The organism is Frankia sp. CeCAU1 (genome assembly GCF_977971845.1).
This window is the reverse complement of the sequence record NZ_CDWWXA010000096.1, coordinates 1-19,237: the sequence shown is the minus strand read 5'-3', so window position 1 is coordinate 19,237 and position 19,237 is coordinate 1. Positions and strand designations below refer to the sequence as shown.

Here is a 19,237-nt window from a genome sequence, read left to right as displayed (position 1 = left end):
ACAAGGCACTGACAATCCGTTGAGCACCGTTCCTGGACGTACCAGGCGACCGACCACCCCGGCGCGGGTGAACCGGCCCCACGCGGGCATTCCGTTGCGCGGGGCGGGGAGTACCCCTGCGTATGTCGTCGGGGAGGACTCCGCATGAAGCGCAATACCGCCCAGCCGGGCGGCGCGTCGGCCGCGATCGCGGCCGACGGCTGGACGCTGCGTAAACGCCTGAAACAGACCCGGGGCACCCGGCTGCGGGGGGCGGTGCGCGGCGCCATCCCGCTGGCGCTGGCCGGCCTGCTCGCCAACCTCGCCAACATGGGCGTCACGCTGATCATCGCACGCGCGCTGAGTACCCGATCCTACGGCGCGGTCGCCCAACTGATCGCGATCTTCTTCATCGTGTCCATGCCGGGCAGCGCCCTGCTCGTGGGGGTGGTCCGGCGGATCACTACCTGGCAGCACAGCGGGCAGTTGGACCTGGTGGCGCAGTGGGTCCGCCGGGTCCGCCGGGTCGGGGTCGCGCTCGTGCTGGTCGTCGCCATGCTCGCGGTGGCCGCTCGGGGCTTCGTGGCCCACGAACTGTCGCTGCCCGGTCCCGGCGGCGTCGCCGAGATCGTGACCGCCGGTGCCGCCTGGTGTCTGCTCTGCGTCGACCGGGGGTTGCTGCAGTGCGGCCGGCTCTATCCGGCGCTGGCCGCCAACCTGCTCGTCGACGCCGCGGTGAAGACGGTGTTCACGATCGGGTTGGTGCTCGCCGGTCTGGACGAGACCGGCGCGGCGATCGCCGTCCTGCTCGGTGTGCTGGCCGCCCTCGCCCACACGCGGTCCACGCTGCGCAGCCACCCGGACGCGGTCGTGGGAACGTCGCCCGAGCCGGGCTCGCCCGCGGCGCCCACGGCCCGGCTGGCCGTCGAGGTCGGCGCCGCTCTCGTCGCGCTGGCGATGCTCGGCCTCCTGCAGAACATCGACGTCCTCATGCAGGGCCGGCTCGCCCCCGACCGGTCGGGCTCTTACGCGGCCGTCTCGGTGGCCAGCAAGGTGCTCGTACTGGCGGCGGTCGTGCTGGCCGGCTTCCTGCTGCCGGAGGCCGCCGATCGACGACATCTCGGACAGCACGCCCTCCATCAACTCGGAGCAACGCTAGCGATACTCCTCGTCCCCGCGCTGGGGCTGCTCTCCGCCGCTCTCCTCGCACCCGACACACTTCTCTCCCTGGCCTTCGGCCCTCGCTTCACCGATGCCTCCGGCGCGCTTCTCCCCTTGGCCGCAGCGATGACCTGTCTCGGAGCTACCGTGCTGTTCACCCACTACCTGCTCGCTCTCGGCGAGCGAGGCGTACTGCTGGCTCTGGGGCTGGCCGCCGCCGCAACCATCCCCCTCATGCTGTGGGCGGACGGATCACCGACGAGCACCGCCCGCGCCGACCTCGCCTGCCAGGCCGTGCTGGCCATCGTCACCGGCCTGTCGGTGCTCGCCGCCGCCCGTCGGACGGCTCGGGCATGAGCGCCGCGAGCAATCGGCGCGGCCCCGGCGCGACGATCCCGCCGACCCCCGCGGGCCTCGTCGTGCCGCCGGCCGTCCCGGTCCCGCCTGCCGTCCCGGTCCCGCCGGGCCTCTTGGCCGCGCAGGTGGGAGCGCCCGGGATCGAGGCCGCGCCGCGCCGGCCCTCCCTTGCCGAGCTGGTCGAGACTTCGGGGCTGCGCCGCGTGCACATGCTGGCCTGGCGTGACCTCGACGACCCCGAGTCGGGCGGGTCGGAGCTGCACGCCGACAAGGTCGCGGAGCTGTGGGCGCAGGCCGGCATCGACGTGAGCCTGCGCACGGCCGTGGCGTCCGGCCATCCGGAGTCCGTCCACCGCAACGGCTACACGGTGGTCCGCAAGGCGGGCCGGTACTCGGTCTTCCCGCGCACGGCGGTGTCCGGCGCGCTGGGCCGCGGCGGGCCCTGGGACGGCCTGGTCGAGATCTGGAACGGGATGCCGTTCTTCTCTCCGGTCTGGGCCCGCTGCCCCCGGGTGGTGTTCCTGCACCACGTGCATGCCGAGATGTGGCGGATGGTGCTGTCCCCGAAGCTGGCCAGGATCGGCGAGACCGTCGAATTCAAGATCGCGCCACCGCTGTACCGGCGTACGCGCATCCTGACGCTGTCCCCGTCGTCCCGGCACGAGATCATCGAACTGCTCGGCCTTCCGCCGCGCAACATCTCGGTCGTGCCGCCGGGCATCGACCCGTCCTTCTCCCCCGCCGGCGAACGCTCGCCGCATCCGCTCGTCCTCGCTGTCGGGCGTCTGGTGCCGGTGAAACGGTTCGACGTCCTCATCGACGGGCTCGTCCACGCCCACGACGAACATCCGACGATGGAGGCGGTCATCGTCGGCGAGGGCTACGAGCGGGTGGAGCTGGAGAAGCGGATCTCCGCTGCCGGAGCCGGCGGCTGGCTGCGCCTCGTCGGGCGGGTCGACGACGACGCCCTGCTGACGCTGTATCGGCGCGCCTGGGTGCTGGCCTCGGCCTCGGCCCGTGAAGGCTGGGGCATGACGATCACCGAGGCCGCCGCCTGCGGCACGCCGTCGGTCGCGACGAAGATCGCCGGACACACCGACGCGGTCGTCGACGGCGAGACCGGCGTGTTGGTGGAGGATCCGGCCGACCTGGGCAAGACACTGGCCGGCGTGCTGACCGATCACGATCTGCGCGCCCGCCTGTCCGCCGGGGCGCTGGCGCATGCGGCGACCTTCACCTGGGCGCACACGGCTCGCTCGACGTTCGCGGCGCTCGTCCGGGAGGCGGCCCGGCATCAAGGCCGCCGCTCCAGCGCGGCCCGGGCCGCGGACCTGGTTGGGCCGCACCGGTGACTGCGGTGATCCGGTGACCGTGACCACGTCGCCCTCCGGTCCGGCCTCGTCCGATCGCCCCGAGTCCGGTCACGCCGAGTCCGATCGCCCCGACTCCGGTCACGCCGAGTCCGGTCCGGCCTCGGCGGCGATCCGCCGCCGGCGGCGACCGCCCTCCTGGCCGACCCTGGTGCTGGCCGCCGTGGCGTATCTGCCGCTGCTGGCGACGGCACCGGGAAAGATCGGCGCCGACACCAAGGCATACCTCTACCTCGATCCGAGCCGGATGCTGCGCCGGGCGGTCTCCATGTGGGACCCCGGCATCGGCATGGGCACCGTCACCCATCAGAACATCGGCTATCTGTTTCCGCAGGGCGCCTTCTACTGGCTGCTGGATCTCGTCGGCCTGCCCGACTGGGTCGCGCAGCGGCTGTGGACGGGCTCCATCCTGTTCGGCGCCGGCACCGGCGTGCTGTTCTTGCTCCGCTCGTTGCGCTGGCCCGACCGCTTCGCGTTCGTCGCCGCGTTCGGCTACATGCTCTCGCCCTACATCCTGGAATACGAGGCGCGGATCTCGGCGATCCTGCTGCCCTACGCCGGACTGGGCTGGCTGATCGGCATCACAGTGCGCGGGTTGCGCGAGGCGGAGCCCGGCCGGGCCGGCTGGCGTCCCGCCGGATGGCGCTTCCCCGCCGCCTTCGCCCTCGTGGTCACGACGATCGGCAGCATCAACGCCTCCAGCCTGATCTTCATCCTGTTCGCCCCACTGCTGTGGATACCGTTCGCCGTCTGGGGTACCCGCGAGGTCCGACTCGGCGCCGCCGTGAGTATGTGCACCCGTGCGGTGCTGGTCGTCCTCGCCACGTCGGCGTGGTGGATCGCGGGGCTCTACACCCAGGCCGGTTATGGCCTCAACGTCCTCGCCTTCACCGAGACGATCGAGACGGTCGCCAGCAGCTCGCAGGCCTCCGAGGTGCTGCGGGGCCTGGGCAACTGGTTCTTCTATGGGCAGGACGCGCTCGGTCCGTGGATCGGGCCGGCCACCCACTACACCCAGAGTATCTGGCTGATCGCGGTCAGCTTCACCATACCCATCCTCGCCCTGATCGGCGCCTCGGCCATCCGCTGGGGCCAGCGCGGCTACTTCGTCGCGCTGGTCCTGCTGGGCACCACGATCGCCGTCGGCGTCTACCCGTACGACGATCCCTCTCCCTGGGGACGGCTGTTCAAGGACTTCGCCGAGGGATCGACGGCCGGTCTCGCGCTGCGTTCGCTGCCCCGGGCGGTCCCCATGGTGGCGCTGGGCATGTCGGTGCTGCTCGCGGGCGGGCTCGCAGCGCTCTGGGAGCGATACGCGGCGGCCGGTCCGACCGCTACGGCTGCCCCCGGTGGACGGCCGGTCCGGTCGGGCCGGCGCCGACGGCTGGTTCCGCCGCTCGCCACCGGGGTGGTCCTGCTGTTGCTGGCCCTCGACATGTCACCGCTGTTCCGCGGCGAGTTCGTCGAGCCGTTACTCGAACGCCCCGAGCACATCCCCGCCTACGAGACCGAACTCGCGCGCGCCCTGGACACCAGGAACAACGGCACCCGGGTGCTGGAGCTTCCCGGTGCCGACTTCTCCCACTACCGCTGGGGAAGCACCCTCGACCCGGTCACCGAGGGGCTGATGGACCGTCCGCTGGTCATGCGGGAACTCATCCCCTACGGCGAGGCGGGCAGCGTCGACCTGGTCCGCTCGCTGGACCGCCGGCTGCAGGAGGGGGTGTTCGAGACCTCCGCCCTGCCGGACCTCGCCCGGCTGATGGGCGTAGGCGACGTGGTGCTGCGCAGCAACCTCGCCTACGAGCGGTACCGGACCCCGCGCCCCCGGGCCACCTGGAACCTGTTCACCTCGAACAGACCGGACGGGCTGGGTGTACCACAGACCTTCGGACCGCCGGTTGCCGAGGATCCCGGCATCCCGTTCACCGACGAGGTCACCCTCGGCACCGACCCGTCGGTGCCCGATCCGCCTGCGCTGGCCGTCTTCCCGGTCAGCGGCGCGCAGCCGATCGTGCGCACCGCCACCACCGCGCGGCCCCTGCTCGTCAGCGGCAACGGGGAGGCGCTGGTGGACGCGGCGGCCTCCGGCCTGCTCGCCGAGCCGATCGCCGACGGGCGGGCGATCCTCTACGCCCCGGAACTCGCCACCGATCCCACCGCGATGCGCCAAGCCCTCGACGACGGTGCGGACCTACTCGTCACCGACACCAACCGACGGCGCGCCGAACGGTGGACGGGCATCCGGGAGAACTTCGGCTACGTCGAGCAACCCGGGGTCAGGCCGCTGGCGAAGGACCCGAACGACAACCGGCTGCCGCTGTTCCCCGATCAGAACGTCACCAGCGAGACCACCGCCACCCTGCACGCCCCGGGATCCCCGGCGAAGATCGCCGAGGTGACCGCCACCAGCTACGGGAACAGCTTCTCCTACGGGGCATCCGACCGACCGGTCCGCGCGATCGACGGCGACCCGGGCACCGCGTGGCGGGTCGGCGCCTTCACCGACCCGACCGGGGAGGCCTGGCAGACCACGCTGGCCGAGCCGACGACGACGAACCAGATCCGCCTCGTCCAGCCGCTGACCGGGCCGCGCAACCGGTGGATCACCCGGGCGACGCTGACCTTCGACGGCGGCTCCCCGGTGACCGTCGCGCTCACCGACGCCTCCCGCACCGCCGCCGGGCAGGTCGTGCGCTTCCCCACCCGGGCCTTCCGGACGTTACGCATCCACATCGACGCGACGAACACCGGCCGGCAGCGCAGCTACGACAACGTCTCCGCGGTCGGGTTCGCCGAGGTCGCCATCCCCGAAGCAAACGGGGCACCGCTGACGGCCGAGGAGGTGCTGCGGATGCCGAGTGACAGCCTCGACGCCGCCGGTGCCGCCTCCCTCGGCCACCGGCTGGCACTGGAGGTGTCCCGGGACCGGGCCAACCCGTCGGAACCGTTCAAGCAGGACACCGAGTCGGTCATCAGCCGGTCGTTCTCCCTGCCGACGGCCCGGACGTTCGCGCTCACCGGCACCGCCCGCGTCTCCGCCTACTCCCCCGACGATCGCGTCGACCAGGTGCTGGGCCGCCCGGCCACCCTCCCGGTGGTGACCTCCTCCGGCCGGCTGCCGGGATCGCTCGCCGCGCGGGCGTCGAGCGCCTTCGACGGAAACCCGGCCACCGCGTGGAGCCCGGGCATCGGCAACCCGCGAGGCAGCTGGATCCAGGCCGCCTCGCCGACCCCGTTGACGGTCTCGTCGATGACGATGTCGATCGTCGCCGACGGTCGGCACTCGATCCCGACCCGCATCGGGATCGAGGTCGACGGCCAGCGGGTCGGCGCGGTGACCGTGCCTGCGGTCACCGACACCTCGGCGCGCGGGGGCACCCGCGAGGTGACCCTCACCTTCCCGGCCGTCACCGGCAGCACGTGGAAGTTCGTCATCGACGATGCCCGGACCGTCACCAGCACCGACCCCATCAGCCGCTCGCCGCTGGCGATGCCGGTGGGCCTCGCCGAGATCGGGATACCCGGCCTCGCGACCGGCGCCGCAGGCACCGGTCAGCCCACGGCAGGCACGGCGGGTACGGCGGGTACGGCAGGCACGGCGGGCACGGCAGGGAGCACCGCGACGGGGCTGTTGCCGGCCCAGATCCCCGCGCCCTGCCGGACCGACCTGCTGAGCATCGACGGTCAGCCGGTGGGGGTGCAGGTCACCGGGGGCACCGCCGACGCGGTCAACCGGCTCGGGTTGACCGTCGCCACCTGCGGCCAGCCGGTCACCCTCGGCCCGGGGGAGCACGTGATCCGGACCGCCGACGGGGCCCTCGCCGGCATCGATCTCGATCGCCTGCTGCTGGCCTCGGACGTCGGCGGCGGCCCGTGGCTGGACGCGACCGGCGCCGCCTCCGCCGTCTCCCCCGCCGGGACCCCACCGGCCGCGACGGGCACCACGGGAACGGCGGGCACCACCGGAACGACGTCGGCCGCCACGCCACGGGTGACGGTCCGATCGGCCGGCGACACATCCTTCACCGTCGACGTGACGGGGGCGCGGCCCGGTACCCCGTTCTGGCTGGTGCTCGCGGAGAGCCTCTCCCCGGGTTGGAAGGCGACCGTGGGCGGCGCCGACCTGGGCACCCCCAGGCTGGTGGACGGCTACGCGAACGGCTGGCGGATCACCCCGACGGCCGCCGGGTTCACCGTCACGCTGACCTGGACCCCACAACGGATCGTGTGGTTCGCCCTGGCGCTGTCCGCGGTGACGGTGCTGCTCTCCCTAGCACTGGTGATCTTCTACACCCGCCGAGCCCGCGCGACTGTGGCCACGCGGTCGTCCCGGGCACCGGAGCCGGATCTGCCGACAGTCGAGCCGTGGTCCGTCCGGGCGGGGCGTGTCGGCCCGCGCACCACCGTGCTCGCCGTGTTGGGGATCGGTCTGCTCTCGGCGGTGCTGGTCTCTCCGGTAGCGGGGGTCATCGTCGCCTTGGCGACGGCCGTGGCGCTGCTCGTGCCCCGCGGCCGGCTGCTGACCCGCGTCGGCCCGGTGGTCTGCCTGGGCGTCAGCGCCCTGTACGTGCTGCAGGTGCAGGCCCGGCATGCGCTGCCGACGGACGGAGACTGGGTCGCCGCGTTCGGGAAGGTGGCGACGGTCTCCTGGCTCACGGTGCTGCTGCTGGCGAGCGACCAGCTCGTCGCCCAGCTGCAACGACGGCGCGCGGCGGGGCAGCCGAGCCCGCCGTCTCCCCGGACGGGCCCGGGGGAGGAGCCTCCGGGCCGCTGAAGGTCGGGCGACCGGAGATGCCCAGCGACCGGGGGCCGCGGCTCGCGGCGGCGGCGGCGGCAAAGCTCCGCATCATGGATGCTTCTGCAACTTAGTTGCAGAAGCATCCATGATCTGGTTATCGTTCCTCTGCCCGCCGCACAAAAACTTCCCCGTCCACGTCGGCGTGCACCGCGAGGGGAGACCCGCCATGGTCGCGCAGGCCGGCACCATGCCGAGGGGAGGCCTTCCCACCCGGGTCCGCGGGGCGCTCGACCGCCGGGAGTGGGCGCGTGTCGGCGGCATGGCCGCGGTCATCGTCGGGCTACACGTGATCGGCTGGGTGACGCTCACGGCAATCATCGCGCCGCACCACTACCGCTTCGGCGCCGACGGCCAGGTCTTCGGGGTCGGTCTCGGAGTCACCGCCTACGTCCTCGGCCTGCGCCACGCCTTCGACGCCGACCACATCGCCGCGATCGACAACACCACCCGCAAACTCATGACCGACGGTCAGCGCCCACTGTCCGTCGGCTTCTTCTTCTCCCTCGGCCACTCCACGATTGTGTTCGCCCTGATGCTGCTGTTCAGCGTGGGCGTCCGCTCCCTGGCCGGGCAGATCGAAGCCGACGGCTCGACCCTGCACGACATCACCACCTGGATCGGCGCCGCCGTCTCCGGCGGCTTTCTCTACGCCATCGCCGCGCTCAACCTCGGCATTCTCCTCGGCATCATCAGGGTCTTCCGGGACATGCGCCGCGGCGGGTACGACGAGGCCGGCCTGGAAGAGCAGCTGAACTCCCGCGGGCTGATGAACCGCGTCCTCGGCCGCTTCACCAGGGCGGTCACCCGACCCTGGCAGATGTACCCGCTCGGCGTGCTGTTCGGTCTCGGCTTCGACACCGCCACCGAGGTCGCCCTGCTCCTCCTCGCCGCCGGCGCCGCCGGGGCCGGCCTGCCCTGGTACACCGTCCTCGTCCTGCCGATCCTGTTCGCCGCCGGCATGAGCCTGCTCGACACCATCGACGGCTCGTTCATGAACTTCGCCTATGCCTGGGCCTTCTCCCAACCGGTCCGCAAGCTCTACTACAACATCACCATTACCGGGCTGTCCGTCGCGGTCGCGTTCCTCATCGGCAGCGTCGAACTGCTCGGCATCCTCGCCGAGAAGGCACATCTCACCGGCGAGTTCTGGGGCTGGATCGCGGGTCTGGATCTCAACGTCATCGGCTACTTCGTCGTCGGCCTGTTCGTCGCCACCTGGGCCGCCGCTCTGCTGGTCTGGAAGTACGGCCGCATTGAGGAGAGGTGGGCGACGGGCCGGCCCGAGGACGGCCGGGTCGAACCCACCGACTGACCGCCTGGCGTCCGGTTCGGGGAGCACCGACAGCACGGGCCCGGCGGCTGCCCGAACCCCGGAATGTCGTCGGGTTCAGACGCGATGCGGCATAAGTGCGTTCGCCGGAATGACCCCGAGCCGGCCGGCCTGATAGTCCTCGACGGCCTGGCGCAGTTCGGCCCGGGTGTTCATGACGAACGGGCCGTACACCTCGACGTGTTCCCGGATCGGCCGACCGCCCAGCAGCAGGACCTCGAGGTTCGGCGAGGACGCGTCCTGCCGGTCGTCCGCGGTGACACCGAGCAGATCCCCCGTTCCGAAGACCGCAAGCTGACCGGCCCGGATCGCCGTGGCGTCCGGGCCCACCGTCCCCCGGCCACCGAGGACGTAGGCGAGGGCGTTGAACTCGGGGTTCCACGGCACGTGCACCGCCGCGCCGGGGGTCAGCGTCGCGTGGACGACGGAGATCGGGGTATGCGTGGCACCCGGGCCCCGGTGGCCCCCGGTGTCACCGGCGATGACCCGCAGCAGGGCACCGCCGTCCGGTGAGGACACCAGGCAGACCTGGCCACCCTCGAGGTTCTGGTACCGCGGCGGGGAGAACTTGTCCTTCGCCGGGAGGTTCACCCAGAGCTGGACACCGTGGAACAGGCCGCCGCTGACGACGAGCTCCTCCGGCGGCGTCTCGATGTGGAGGATGCCCGCGCCGGCGGTCATCCACTGGGTGGCGCCGTCTGCGATCAGGCCGCCGCCGCCGTGCGAGTCCTGGTGCTGGAAGGTTCCGTCGATCATGTAGGTGACGGTCTCGAATCCGCGGTGGGGATGCCACGGGGTTCCCTTGGGCTCGCCCGGCCCGTAGTCGACGGCGCCCATCTCGTCCATGTGGATGAACGGATCCAGCTCGGCGAGCCGTGCTCCGGCGAAGGCCCGACGCACCGGGAAGCCCTCGCCCTCCAACCCGGTGGGCGCGGTGGTCATCCTCCGCACCGGACGGTCGACCTCGCCGAGCGCGGGCTCAGCCAGCCGCGGCAGACGGACGGTATCGGCGGTGACGGCAGGCATGTCGTCCTCCTGGCGGGCTCAGGGCGCAGGTCGAGCAGGTCGAGCAGCTCATCCCGGCGCCTCTACTTGTAGATGCAACTACCAACCCGCGCAACCACGGGCCACCCTCGATCCTTCCCGCGAATTTTTTGATCATCAGGGCGCGAGCGGGAAGCGTTCGCCATCAGCGATCAACCCTGGGAACAACGGCAAGCCGAAAGGACTTCAGTTGGCGTGGACCAAGAACCATCTGGCCGAACTGGACGTCGCGGAGACCATCCGTCGCGACGTCCAGGAGGGCATGGGCCGGTCGTTCGTCCGGGTCGCCCTCGGCGGTGTGCGGGACGAGGCGGAGATCCGCGGTCACCGGCGGACCTACGCCGGCGCGCTGCCCGGCCGCATCGTCCGGGCGATCCGCGAGGCGGGTTCAATGAATCCGGTGGTGCTGCTCGACGAGGTCGACAAGCTGGGCGCCGACTACCGGGGGGACCCGACGGCGGCGCTGCTGGAGGTCCTCGACCCCGAGCAGAACCACACCTTCCGGGAGCATTAACATGTCGAAGGTACCATCAACGTATAGTAATCACACCAGGCGGGGGAATACGCCCAGCAGCGCCACGGACTGACCCAGACCGGGCAGGCGCTGTGTCGTTCGGGAGCGGGCTACTGACCGGCGGGATACGCCCAGCGGCGGTACCAGTAAGGCCCAGGGGAAATGTGGCGTGATGGAACACTCGGAAACGCCGACCCGCCGACCCGAACCCATCATACCCGGCCCAGCCGGACCACAAACCCCGAACACACGAAAACAGGACACGAATCCGACAACCCGTGCTCCCACGTGGCCAACGGTCCACCACTCCCCTCCATCCCGCCGGCCCGTGGCTATGTCAAGCGATGCCCATTCGGTAGGCCAGTCCGCGTAGATCACGTCCTCCGACGTTCGCTCTGGCACGCTGGAGCATGACGGCAACAGTCTCCCGCACGAGCGGGTGAGTCCGGACCAGCTCTGGCGCGAGCCGTTCCGCTTCGCGGAGTACCGCGAGGGCTTGTTTGTCCTTGCCGCGCGACTGGGCAAGTCCTCGGCCGAAATCGGTGAGGAACTGTGCGCGGCGACGTCCGGAACCGAGCACCGACGGCGGAATCAAGGGTCATGCCCCGGTAACGGCGACACGAACGGATACGCGCGCCGATGGTGGTCGGTGCCTCCGGACTGTCGTTCACAGACGCCTCTCCTGACCGGAATACACGTGTGGGTGTACACGCTCAGAGTAGCCCCACGAACGTCGGTCATACGGTTACAGATGAGTTCACCGATGTGAACAGTGCGTCAGGCGTGTTCGCAGGCGTGAACAATCGACCACCACTCGCTGCGTAGTCTGTCGACCGCCAGTTAAAACGGTCCTGTTGAAGGCCGCGTTCCCGGCGGGTCGACGAAGCAGGAACCGTCGCGGCCACCCGGCCTGGTCGCTGGCGGTTCGACCCCGACGAGAGGAAACCCACCATGTCCACGCCCACGATCATCGCGACCCGAAGAGGCCGAGATCTTGTTACGCCGAGACTCTTCGAGCGGTTGTGTAACCGGCTCGCGGCGGACCACCTGGTCGAGCGCCCATACGCCGAGCGCATCATCGACCAGTCTCTGGCCTTCCTCGCCGCGTGCGGCGAGGACCCGGACACGCCGCATGTGCCCAGCCACACCATCGACCTTGGCTGGCACACCTTTCTGCTGCACACCAAGGAGTACACGCTGTTCTGCCGGCAGGTCGCCGGCCACTTCATCCACCACGTGCCCGACGACGCGCCACCCGACCGCAGCATCAGCGCAGCCAGGCACGCTCGTACGATCACCCTGATGCAACAGGCCGGGTACGCCGTCGACCACGAACTGTGGGCGACGTGCTCCACATGCTCCGACGAGGGCAACTGCTCGGCAAGCGGCAAGGACGGCGACGAAAACAAGGGCAGCCGGGTCCCCAAGTAGCGGAGTCGAACTTCCCATGAAGTGGAATGATCTGCCGACGCAGGTCCGCGACGCGGTTGAGGCGCAGACCGGACCCGTCACGTCCGCCGACTCGGTGGACGTCGGGGACGGCTGCGACCTCGCCGCGGTCGTGGATGCGGGTGAGCAGCGGCTGTTCGTCAAAGGCGTCCACGGCGGCGGCCGGCGAGCACGCTGGCTCCGTAACGAGCACACGTTCGGACACCTCGCCGCAGGAATCGCGCCGAGTCCACGGTTCGCATGCCAGGTCGATGACTGGCTGCTGGTTGGCTTCGAGCATGCGACCGGCCAACCAGCGGACCTCATCCCCGGCTCTCCTGACCTACCCCGCGTCCGGGACGTCGTCAACGACATCTCCCGCCGGACCGGCGAGGGTCTGCGCTCGCTTTCCGATCGATGGCGCAACACGGGTTGGTGGGAGGATCTAAAAACGCTTCCAGCTAGAGTTTTCCCCGATTGGGACGTAGCCACTGCGGCCGTCCACGCGGGCGCTGTGGTCGACGCCGTGGCCGGGAACCGGCTGATTCACACCGACCTTCATGCCCACCAGTTCATGATCAGAGAGGACCGTGTCTGGGTGGTCGACTGGGGCTGGCCGGCGCAGGGTGCCGGCTGGGTAGACGCCGCGTTCATGGTGATCCGTCTCATTGGCGCCGGGCATACCCCCCAGCAGGCCGAGCAGTGGGCGGCGGGGCTGGACTGCTGGGCTGGCTGCACCGACGAGGACCGGACCGCCTTCGCCTGCCACGTGGCGGGACTGTGGAGCATGCGAGCGGCGCAGTCGGACAGCCTTGCCGCTCAGAACCGAGCCGCCCTGGCGCGTGGCTATGCCACGTGGCGCCTGACCTGACCACGACCTGTATGGCCATGATGATCCCGTGATCCCGGGTTCGAGGTCAGTGCATCTGAGCCCCAGCCGGCGGGGTTGACTCCAAATCCTCCGCCGGCTGGCCCTTGGGACCCCGGCGAAGCCCCGAGCATGCGGGCCTCGCTGGGGTCCCCTGCCACATCTGGGGTCATCGCAACTTTTCTCTACCCGCCTCAAGATCGTCGCCCGGGTGGCGCTCGGCGAGGCCACCCTGCCGATGACGATCGATGCCGGGAACCTGCCCGGCTACATCGGCCGGCCGCGGCACACCCCGGAGTCGGCGGAGCGCACCGCCCTCCCGGGAGTGGCGACGGGCCTGGCGGTGACCGGCGCCGGTGCGCGACGCGCTCACCGTCCACCTGGTGACCGACGTCCGGGAGGTGCTGGACCTGGCCTTGGAGCCAGCCTTCGCCACCGGGCGCGCCGACCGGACGGGCCACGGCGGGCGCTCCTCCACGCCGCTGGCCGCCTGAGGGTCACCCGCCGGCCCTGAGAGTCACCCGCCGGCAAGGGGTCACCGGCCGTCTGAAGACCGACCAGGGGCGGCCCAGAGGCCGGGGAGGATGGTGAGCGAGAGCCAGCGACACGCCGGGGACGAGGTAAACACCATGTGACGAGGGAGGCGGAAGACGCAGATGGCGGCTACGGTCGGGGCGTGGATCGTGGTCGCTGTCTTCGGCAGGAGCGCATCGCACAGCAGCGCATCCTGGGGCTCAGTCGGCAAGGGGTGCGCCAGCGACCGCGGGACAATCGCGGGCCCGCCCATCCGCCGAACCGGCCACCCAGCCGGCGCAGGCGCGCCCGCTAGATCGTTCTGCCCTCGGCAGCCGCATCGACAAGCGGCTGCGCCTCCCGCGCCGATCCGTACAACCCATGCCGATCCGACGCCGCGGCGGCCGGCATGCCCGTCAACCCGCCGTCGGCCCACTTCCTCCCTCCCCCGGCCCGACTGCGCGCTTCGATCCCGGTCGGTCCCAGGCCGCGGGAATCGATCACCTTCCCGCCCATTAAAGTGACCCGAACCCATGGGCGGCATGGCGGAGGGACGCAGTCAGCGTGGATGCCCTCAGGCGGGGTTGGGTCGGTCTTGCGCTGTTCTTCGCTGCCCTGGTCCTGATGCCGATCCTGGTGTTCGGCTATCACAGCCAGGAACCCCGGTCCGGTCCGACCCCGGCGGCATCCCCCGCACCCGACGGTCGTCCATCCCGGTCCGGCCCGGGCGCCATGCCCACGCCGTCGTCGACGATGTCCGTCGCACCGTTCACCTTCGCCGGCATCCACCAGGGCGCGACCATCTCCGGCTTCCGCATCATCCGGGTGGAGACGACGGGCTACGCCGGCCCCCTGACGTACGTGCTGAACGGACCGACCGGGCCGTACCGGCGGGATCTCCCAGGCCCGCCGTACCTGTTCACGCCGCATCCCGGCGGATGGCAGACCTCCGAGGTCCCGGACGGGCTGTACACCCTGACCGCGATCCTGGTCGGAGCCGGGAACACTCAGATCTCCATCAGCTTCACCGTCAGTAACGGAGCAGGGACTGTAGGATGATCTCGGCGGAGCGGGCACTCAGCCATACGACGAGAACCCGAGGGTGCACGTGACGACGGCGACCGCAGACCATAGTGTCAGCGGGATGGATCGACTGGTGTGGATCGACTGCGAGATGACCGGCCTGGACGCCGCGTCGGATCTACTCCTGGAAGTGGCCTGCTTGATCACGGACAGTGAGCTCAACATCCTCGACGAGGGCATCGACCTGGTCATCTCGGCGCCGGAGGAGGCGCTGCAGACCATGGAGCCGGTCGTCCGCGAGATGCACGAGGCCTCGGGCCTGACCGCCGCCGTCCGGGCGTCCACCTTGTCCCTCAACGACGCGGAGCGCCAGCTCCTCGACTACGTCCGCACCCGGATTCCCGAGGTGCGCAAGGCCCCGTTGTGCGGCAACTCGATCGCCACGGACCGCACCTTCCTCGCACGCTATCTGCCGTCACTGGACGCTCACCTGCACTACCGCATGATCGACGTTTCGTCGATCAAGGAGCTCGCCCGCCGCTGGTACGTGCGGGCCTACTACGCGGCTCCGGTCAAACACGGCGGCCACCGGGCCCTGGCGGACATTCAGGAGAGCATCGAGGAGCTGCGCTACTACCGACGGGCCGTGTTCGTTCCCCAGCCGGGGCCGGGCACCGAGCAGGCCCGCGCGATCGCCGCCGAGATCCGCGACCAGGCCGATGCGTCGCTGGCCGCCCTGACCGCCGGAGGCTCCGAGCACCCGCAACCGGACGACCCGGCCGGTTCACCCGCGCGACTGGACGGGAGACCTTCCACCGCCCGCCTGAACGGGCAGTGATCTCGCAGAGCGCGGCGGGCATGACCGGGGTAACCCCCTTGCCCATCCGGTGGCGCGGACCGGTACGATAGCTTCGCTTGGTCAGGCGGCGTGGGTGGAACGTCCCGGATTCGGAATATTCCGGATTCGCACCGGTCGGAGAATCTCCGGTCCGGCCGGGTCTCCTCCTTCGGCATGGCAGCCAGGTTCTGGTGGGTGTAGCTCAGCTGGTAGAGCACCGGGTTGTGGTCCCGGTGGCCGCGGGTTCAAGTCCCGTCACCCACCCCAGAGCAATATCCCGCCGACCAGGCCCCGCGGGTTGGCGGGCAGAGACCCACCGTGGCAGCCGCGCGGCCCCGCCGGGCTCACTCGATGTCGAACAGCCCCTGACGAACCGCGTACATCACGGCCTCCATCCGCGAGTGCAGCTGCAGTTTGTCCAGGATGTTACGAACGTGGTTCTTGACCGTGTTCTCACTGATGAACAGCTTGCGGGCAATCTCGCGGTTCGCGCGCCCCTCAGCGACCAGCTTCAGTACCTCGAGTTCTCGCGCGGTCAGGTGCGGGGCGTGCGCCCGAGGACGGTCCTCGGCACCCCGGGCCATCGTGGCGAACTCGACCATCAACTTCGATGCCATCGAAGGACTGATCAGGCTCTGCCCATTGTGGACAGCCCGCACCGCGTCGGCCACCTCGTGCGGCGGAATCGACTTCAGCAGGTACCCGACCGCACCCGCCTTGATCGCCTCGAACAGGTCGGACTCCTCGTCCGAGACCGTGAGCATCACGATACGCGTGCGCGGAACAGCACGTTTGATGGCACCCGCCGCGGCGATCCCGTCCCGGCCCGGCATCCGGACATCCATCAGGACGATGTCCGGCGATGTCCCGGAGGCCAAGGTCAGAGCCTCTTGACCGTTACCGGCCCGGCCGACGACGCTGATGTCCTCCTCGATCTCCAGGACCGTCTGCAGGCCCTGAAGGAACAGCTCATGATCATCTACTACGAGGACCCGGATCGGCGCGGAGCCCTCGACGGAGTCGGCTTCAGCGGCCGACGGCGGCACGACACTGGCCGTCATCACACATCCGGGAATCAGGATCGAATGGTCCGAGCGGCGGCAACCCGGACGCGAACGAAAGGCGGTTCGGACACCAACCCACTCTACGTGATGAAGTACACACCCGAGGTCGTGACGGCGCCGAAGTGGTGCCACCATCTTGCCCGATAAACGCATCCGACATGCCGGAAATAGTACGCGGTGGACGCTGCCACCCACCCGCATAGGACCATGTTCGCGTGGCGAGTCGCGCCCGGTTTCCTCCTGGCAACGACCCCGGCGACCAGCGCGACAAGCCAGCAGCACCAGCAGCACCAGCAGCACCAGCAGCACCAGCAGCACCAGCAGCACCAGCAGCAAGATCATTGGCTATCAAGCGGGGGCGATGAGTGACCACATGACGGTTTATGCAGGAAATTACCGAGAGTTATTACTCTGATACAGTCATCTAAGAATCCTCGAAATAGTGGGCCGCTTTGCCTGGCGTGATCGGCGGATGACCGTCAATATCACCGGTATGGCCGCAGCATCCAGCAGCTCCCAGCCACGACTCCACATTAAGCCGGGTACCACCTGGTCCGAGGCGTTCACCACCTGCCGCCAGGTTGCCCCCGAGGCGTTCGACGAGGACCGCCTCCGTAATCTCTGGGGCGGGCACTGGCATCGAACTGGAAATCCACTGCACAGCCTGTCCCCCGTCGACGGCGCACCGATCGCCGGGCCCCCGATGATCGAGCAGGACGAGGCCCGGGATGCGATCCGGGCCGCTCTCGACGACCACAAGCACTGGCGCGACGTGGCGCTGCCCGAGCGCAAGGCCCGGGTACGCGCCGCCGTCGACGCCATGGACGCCCACCGCGACCTGCTGGCTCTCCTGCTCGTCTGGGAGATCGGCAAGCCCTGGCGACTGGCGCGCACCGACGTCGACCGTGCCCTCGACGGGGTGCGCTGGTACATCGACGAGATCGACGGCATGATCGCCGGGCGCACCCCGCTACCCGGTCCGGTGAGCAACATCGCCAGCTGGAACTACCCGATGAGCGTGCTCATGCATGCCGTGCTCGTCCAGATCCTCGCCGGCAACGGCACCATCGCCAAGACCCCGACCGACGGCGGCGCCGCCTGCCTGACCCTGGCGAGCGCACTGGCCCGCCGAGAGGGTCTGCCGGTCTCGCTGGTCTCCGGATCGGGTTCCCGGCTGAGCTCGGCGCTGGTCCGCGCCCCCGAGATCGGCTGCCTGGCCTTCGTGGGCGGCCGGTCGGCGGGTGGCCAGGTCGCCGCCGCCCTGGTCGACACCGGTAAGCGCCACTTCCTAGAGCAGGAGGGCCTCAACGCCTGGGGTATCTGGGACTTCTCCCAGTGGGACGTGCTCGCCGCCCATCTGAAGAAGGGCTTCGAGTACGGCAAGCAGCGCTGCACCGCCTACCCCCGCTACGTCGTCCAGCGCCAACTGTTCGACAGGTTCCTCCAGATGTACCTGCCGGTGGTCTCCGGCGTCCGGTTCGGCCATCCCCTCGCCGTCGCCGACGACACCGACCCGCTGCCCGAACTGGACTACGGCCCGGTCATCACCACGGACAAGGCGACCGAGCTGGCCGCGAAGATCGACGAGGCGATCACGAAGGGCGGCGTGCCGATCTACCGCGGAGACCTCGCGGACGGCCGGTTCATCCCCGGGCAGGACACCTCCGCCTATGTGCCGCCGGTGGCGATCCTGAGCCCGCCGGCGTCGTCCGCGCTGCACCACGCGGAGCCGTTCGGCCCGGTCGACACCATCGTCGTCGTCGACTCGGAGGCCGAGCTGCTGGCTGCGATGAACGCCTCCAACGGCGCGCTGGTCGCCTCACTGGCCTGCGACGACGAGTCCCATGCCCGCCGGCTCGCCGGGGAGCTGCAGGCGTTCAAGGTTGGAGTCAACAAGCCGCGCTCCCGCGGCGACCGGGACGAGCCGTTCGGTGGCCGCGGCGCCTCCTGGAAGGGGGCCTTCGTCGGCGGTGTCCATCTGGCCAGGGCCGTCACCGTAGGCGCGGACGCCGACGAGCGGCTCGTCGGCAACTTCCCGGGCTACTCCCTCTACCCGGCCGTCTGACCTGCCCGGCCGCTCCTGCCAGAAGGAGGATTCGACCAGGCCGGCAGGCCGTGCTCGGCGAGTGGTCCAAGGCGCAGGCCGGCGTCGTCGCAGCGCGCGGCGATCCCGGGCAGAGCCCCGAGCGCGCTGCGCCAGGCCCCGGGGGCCGATGTGCAGTCACAGTCGTGCAGCAGCACCGTGGCGCCCCCGCGCAGGTCGGGGGCGACGGTGCCCAGCACGCTGCCCGGCGTCGCCTCGGCCGTCCAGTCGCGTCCCCATGCCGACCACAGGACGGGGCTGAGGTCGAGGCGACGGGCCGCGACGAGCAGCCCGGCCGAGAGGATGCCGTGCGGCGGCCGGACGAACCGCGGCGCGCGACCGGTGATCTCGACGACCAGGTCCCGGGTGCGGGCGAGATGGTCGTGCGTGGAGCGGGGACCGCGCAACAGCATCGGGCGATGATCCCAGCCGTGCACGGCCAGCTCGTGCCCGGCGGCGGCCATCTCCCGCGCCAACGTCGGTGCGCGTTCCAGCAGACCACCGAGGACGAAGAACGTCGCCCGCACGTCGAGTTCGGCGAGCACGTCGAGAAACTGCGGCGTGGACACGGGATCCGGACCATCGTCGAAGGTGAGCGCAACGTGATCGGGCGCGCCGAGCCCTGCGAGCGCTGGCGTCCACCGCAGCCGTAGTCGACGCAGTGTGGTGAGCGACGGAATGCCGTAGGTGAGCCCGGCCGCGCCGCCCAGGGTCAACGCCGTGGCGGCGGCACGGCGTGCCATGGCGGGCCTGCGCGTCGCAACGGACCGCGTCATGGCAAAAACTCTGCCACAGATCCGGCCTCGCCTTCCGACCGGCACCCCCATGCCCGCCGCCACCGGGTAGCCCACCGCCACCGGGTAC

13 protein-coding genes, 1 tRNA gene and 2 pseudogenes are annotated in these 19,237 nt (G+C 70.4%); 13 read left to right on the top strand and 3 right to left on the bottom strand.

The window, feature by feature from the left end; translation table 11 throughout:
- Positions 1 to 144 precede the first annotated feature (144 nt).
- The 4 genes from AC08OO_RS16265 (at position 145) to nicT (ending at position 8,980) form a co-directional block, all read left to right on the top strand.
- The gene (locus AC08OO_RS16265) at positions 145 to 1,497 is read left to right on the top strand and encodes a hypothetical protein (RefSeq protein WP_476610591.1); all 1,353 of its coding nucleotides are present in this window, start codon (positions 145 to 147) and stop codon (positions 1,495 to 1,497) included.
- Entirely contained in the window at positions 1,494 to 2,849 is a 1,356-nt protein-coding gene (locus AC08OO_RS16260) for a glycosyltransferase family 4 protein (protein WP_476610590.1), read from the top strand. The genes AC08OO_RS16265 and AC08OO_RS16260 overlap by 4 nt, the downstream gene beginning before the upstream one ends.
- A gap of 13 nt (positions 2,850 to 2,862) precedes the next feature.
- Positions 2,863 to 7,644 (top strand): alpha-(1->3)-arabinofuranosyltransferase domain-containing protein, encoded by a 4,782-nt coding sequence (locus AC08OO_RS16255; RefSeq protein ID WP_476610589.1) that lies wholly within the window; start codon positions 2,863 to 2,865, stop codon positions 7,642 to 7,644.
- A 211-nt stretch (positions 7,645 to 7,855) separates the two neighbouring features.
- The gene (gene nicT, locus AC08OO_RS16250) at positions 7,856 to 8,980 is read left to right on the top strand and encodes a Nickel transporter NicT (RefSeq protein ID WP_476610593.1); all 1,125 of its coding nucleotides are present in this window, start codon (positions 7,856 to 7,858) and stop codon (positions 8,978 to 8,980) included.
- Between the two features lie 75 nt (positions 8,981 to 9,055).
- Here nicT and AC08OO_RS16245 read toward each other — a convergent pair whose 3' ends face one another.
- Positions 9,056 to 10,024 (bottom strand): pirin family protein, encoded by a 969-nt coding sequence (locus AC08OO_RS16245; RefSeq protein WP_476610588.1) that lies wholly within the window; start codon positions 10,022 to 10,024, stop codon positions 9,056 to 9,058.
- Positions 10,025 to 10,298: 274 nt separating this feature from the next.
- On the opposite strand from AC08OO_RS16245, the pseudogene AC08OO_RS16240 reads away from it, so the two are divergent.
- The 8 genes and pseudogenes from AC08OO_RS16240 to AC08OO_RS16205 form a co-directional block, all read left to right on the top strand.
- Positions 10,299 to 10,553, top strand: a pseudogene (locus AC08OO_RS16240) (AAA family ATPase); the annotation flags it as partial.
- A 954-nt stretch (positions 10,554 to 11,507) separates the two neighbouring features.
- Entirely contained in the window at positions 11,508 to 11,987 is a 480-nt protein-coding gene (locus AC08OO_RS16235; RefSeq protein ID WP_476610587.1) for a glycine-rich domain-containing protein, read from the top strand.
- A 16-nt stretch (positions 11,988 to 12,003) separates the two neighbouring features.
- A complete protein-coding gene (locus AC08OO_RS16230; protein ID WP_476610586.1) occupies positions 12,004 to 12,855 on the top strand; it encodes a hypothetical protein in 852 nt (283 codons plus the stop codon).
- Positions 12,856 to 13,048: 193 nt separating this feature from the next.
- Positions 13,049 to 13,210: pseudogene (locus AC08OO_RS16225) on the top strand (S16 family serine protease); the annotation flags it as partial.
- Positions 13,209 to 13,346: a hypothetical protein gene (locus AC08OO_RS16220; RefSeq protein WP_476610585.1), complete on the top strand. Its 138-nt coding sequence runs from the start codon at positions 13,209 to 13,211 to the stop codon at positions 13,344 to 13,346. The pseudogene AC08OO_RS16225 and the gene AC08OO_RS16220, both read left to right, overlap by 2 nt.
- Positions 13,347 to 13,929: 583 nt before the next feature.
- Positions 13,930 to 14,424: a hypothetical protein gene (locus tag AC08OO_RS16215; RefSeq protein WP_476610584.1), complete on the top strand. Its 495-nt coding sequence runs from the start codon at positions 13,930 to 13,932 to the stop codon at positions 14,422 to 14,424.
- A 97-nt stretch (positions 14,425 to 14,521) separates the two neighbouring features.
- Complete coding sequence (gene orn / locus AC08OO_RS16210) at positions 14,522 to 15,226, top strand: oligoribonuclease (protein ID WP_476618714.1); 705 nt, start codon at positions 14,522 to 14,524, stop codon at positions 15,224 to 15,226.
- Between the two features lie 191 nt (positions 15,227 to 15,417).
- A tRNA-His gene (locus tag AC08OO_RS16205) sits at positions 15,418 to 15,493 on the top strand.
- A gap of 77 nt (positions 15,494 to 15,570) precedes the next feature.
- Here AC08OO_RS16205 and AC08OO_RS16200 read toward each other — a convergent pair.
- Entirely contained in the window at positions 15,571 to 16,287 is a 717-nt protein-coding gene (locus AC08OO_RS16200; RefSeq protein ID WP_476608319.1) for a response regulator, read from the bottom strand.
- Positions 16,288 to 16,783: 496 nt separating this feature from the next.
- On the opposite strand from AC08OO_RS16200, the gene AC08OO_RS16195 reads away from it, so the two are divergent.
- Positions 16,784 to 18,355, top strand: coding sequence for an aldehyde dehydrogenase family protein (locus AC08OO_RS16195; RefSeq protein ID WP_476610592.1), 1,572 nt, complete (start codon positions 16,784 to 16,786; stop codon positions 18,353 to 18,355).
- Here AC08OO_RS16195 and AC08OO_RS16190 read toward each other — a convergent pair.
- A complete protein-coding gene (locus tag AC08OO_RS16190) occupies positions 18,340 to 19,149 on the bottom strand; it encodes a polysaccharide deacetylase family protein (RefSeq protein WP_476610582.1) in 810 nt (269 codons plus the stop codon). The genes AC08OO_RS16195 and AC08OO_RS16190 overlap by 16 nt on opposite strands.
- Between the last annotated feature and the right edge of the window lie 88 nt (positions 19,150 to 19,237).

Bases quoted from the DNA above. Each gene is read 5' to 3' on its own strand.
- AC08OO_RS16265 (WP_476610591.1), top strand. From the start codon at position 145: ATGAAGCGCAATACCGCCCAGCCGGGCGGCGCGTCGGCCGCGATCGCG.
- AC08OO_RS16260 (WP_476610590.1), top strand. From the start codon at position 1,494: ATGAGCGCCGCGAGCAATCGGCGCGGCCCCGGCGCGACGATCCCGCCG.
- nicT (WP_476610593.1), top strand. From the start codon at position 7,856: ATGCCGAGGGGAGGCCTTCCCACCCGGGTCCGCGGGGCGCTCGACCGC.
- AC08OO_RS16245 (WP_476610588.1), bottom strand. From the start codon at position 10,024: ATGCCTGCCGTCACCGCCGATACCGTCCGTCTGCCGCGGCTGGCTGAG.
- AC08OO_RS16235 (WP_476610587.1), top strand. From the start codon at position 11,508: ATGTCCACGCCCACGATCATCGCGACCCGAAGAGGCCGAGATCTTGTT.
- AC08OO_RS16230 (WP_476610586.1), top strand. From the start codon at position 12,004: ATGAAGTGGAATGATCTGCCGACGCAGGTCCGCGACGCGGTTGAGGCG.
- AC08OO_RS16200 (WP_476608319.1), bottom strand. From the start codon at position 16,287: ATGACGGCCAGTGTCGTGCCGCCGTCGGCCGCTGAAGCCGACTCCGTC.
- AC08OO_RS16195 (WP_476610592.1), top strand. From the start codon at position 16,784: ATGGCCGCAGCATCCAGCAGCTCCCAGCCACGACTCCACATTAAGCCG.
- AC08OO_RS16190 (WP_476610582.1), bottom strand. From the start codon at position 19,149: ATGACGCGGTCCGTTGCGACGCGCAGGCCCGCCATGGCACGCCGTGCC.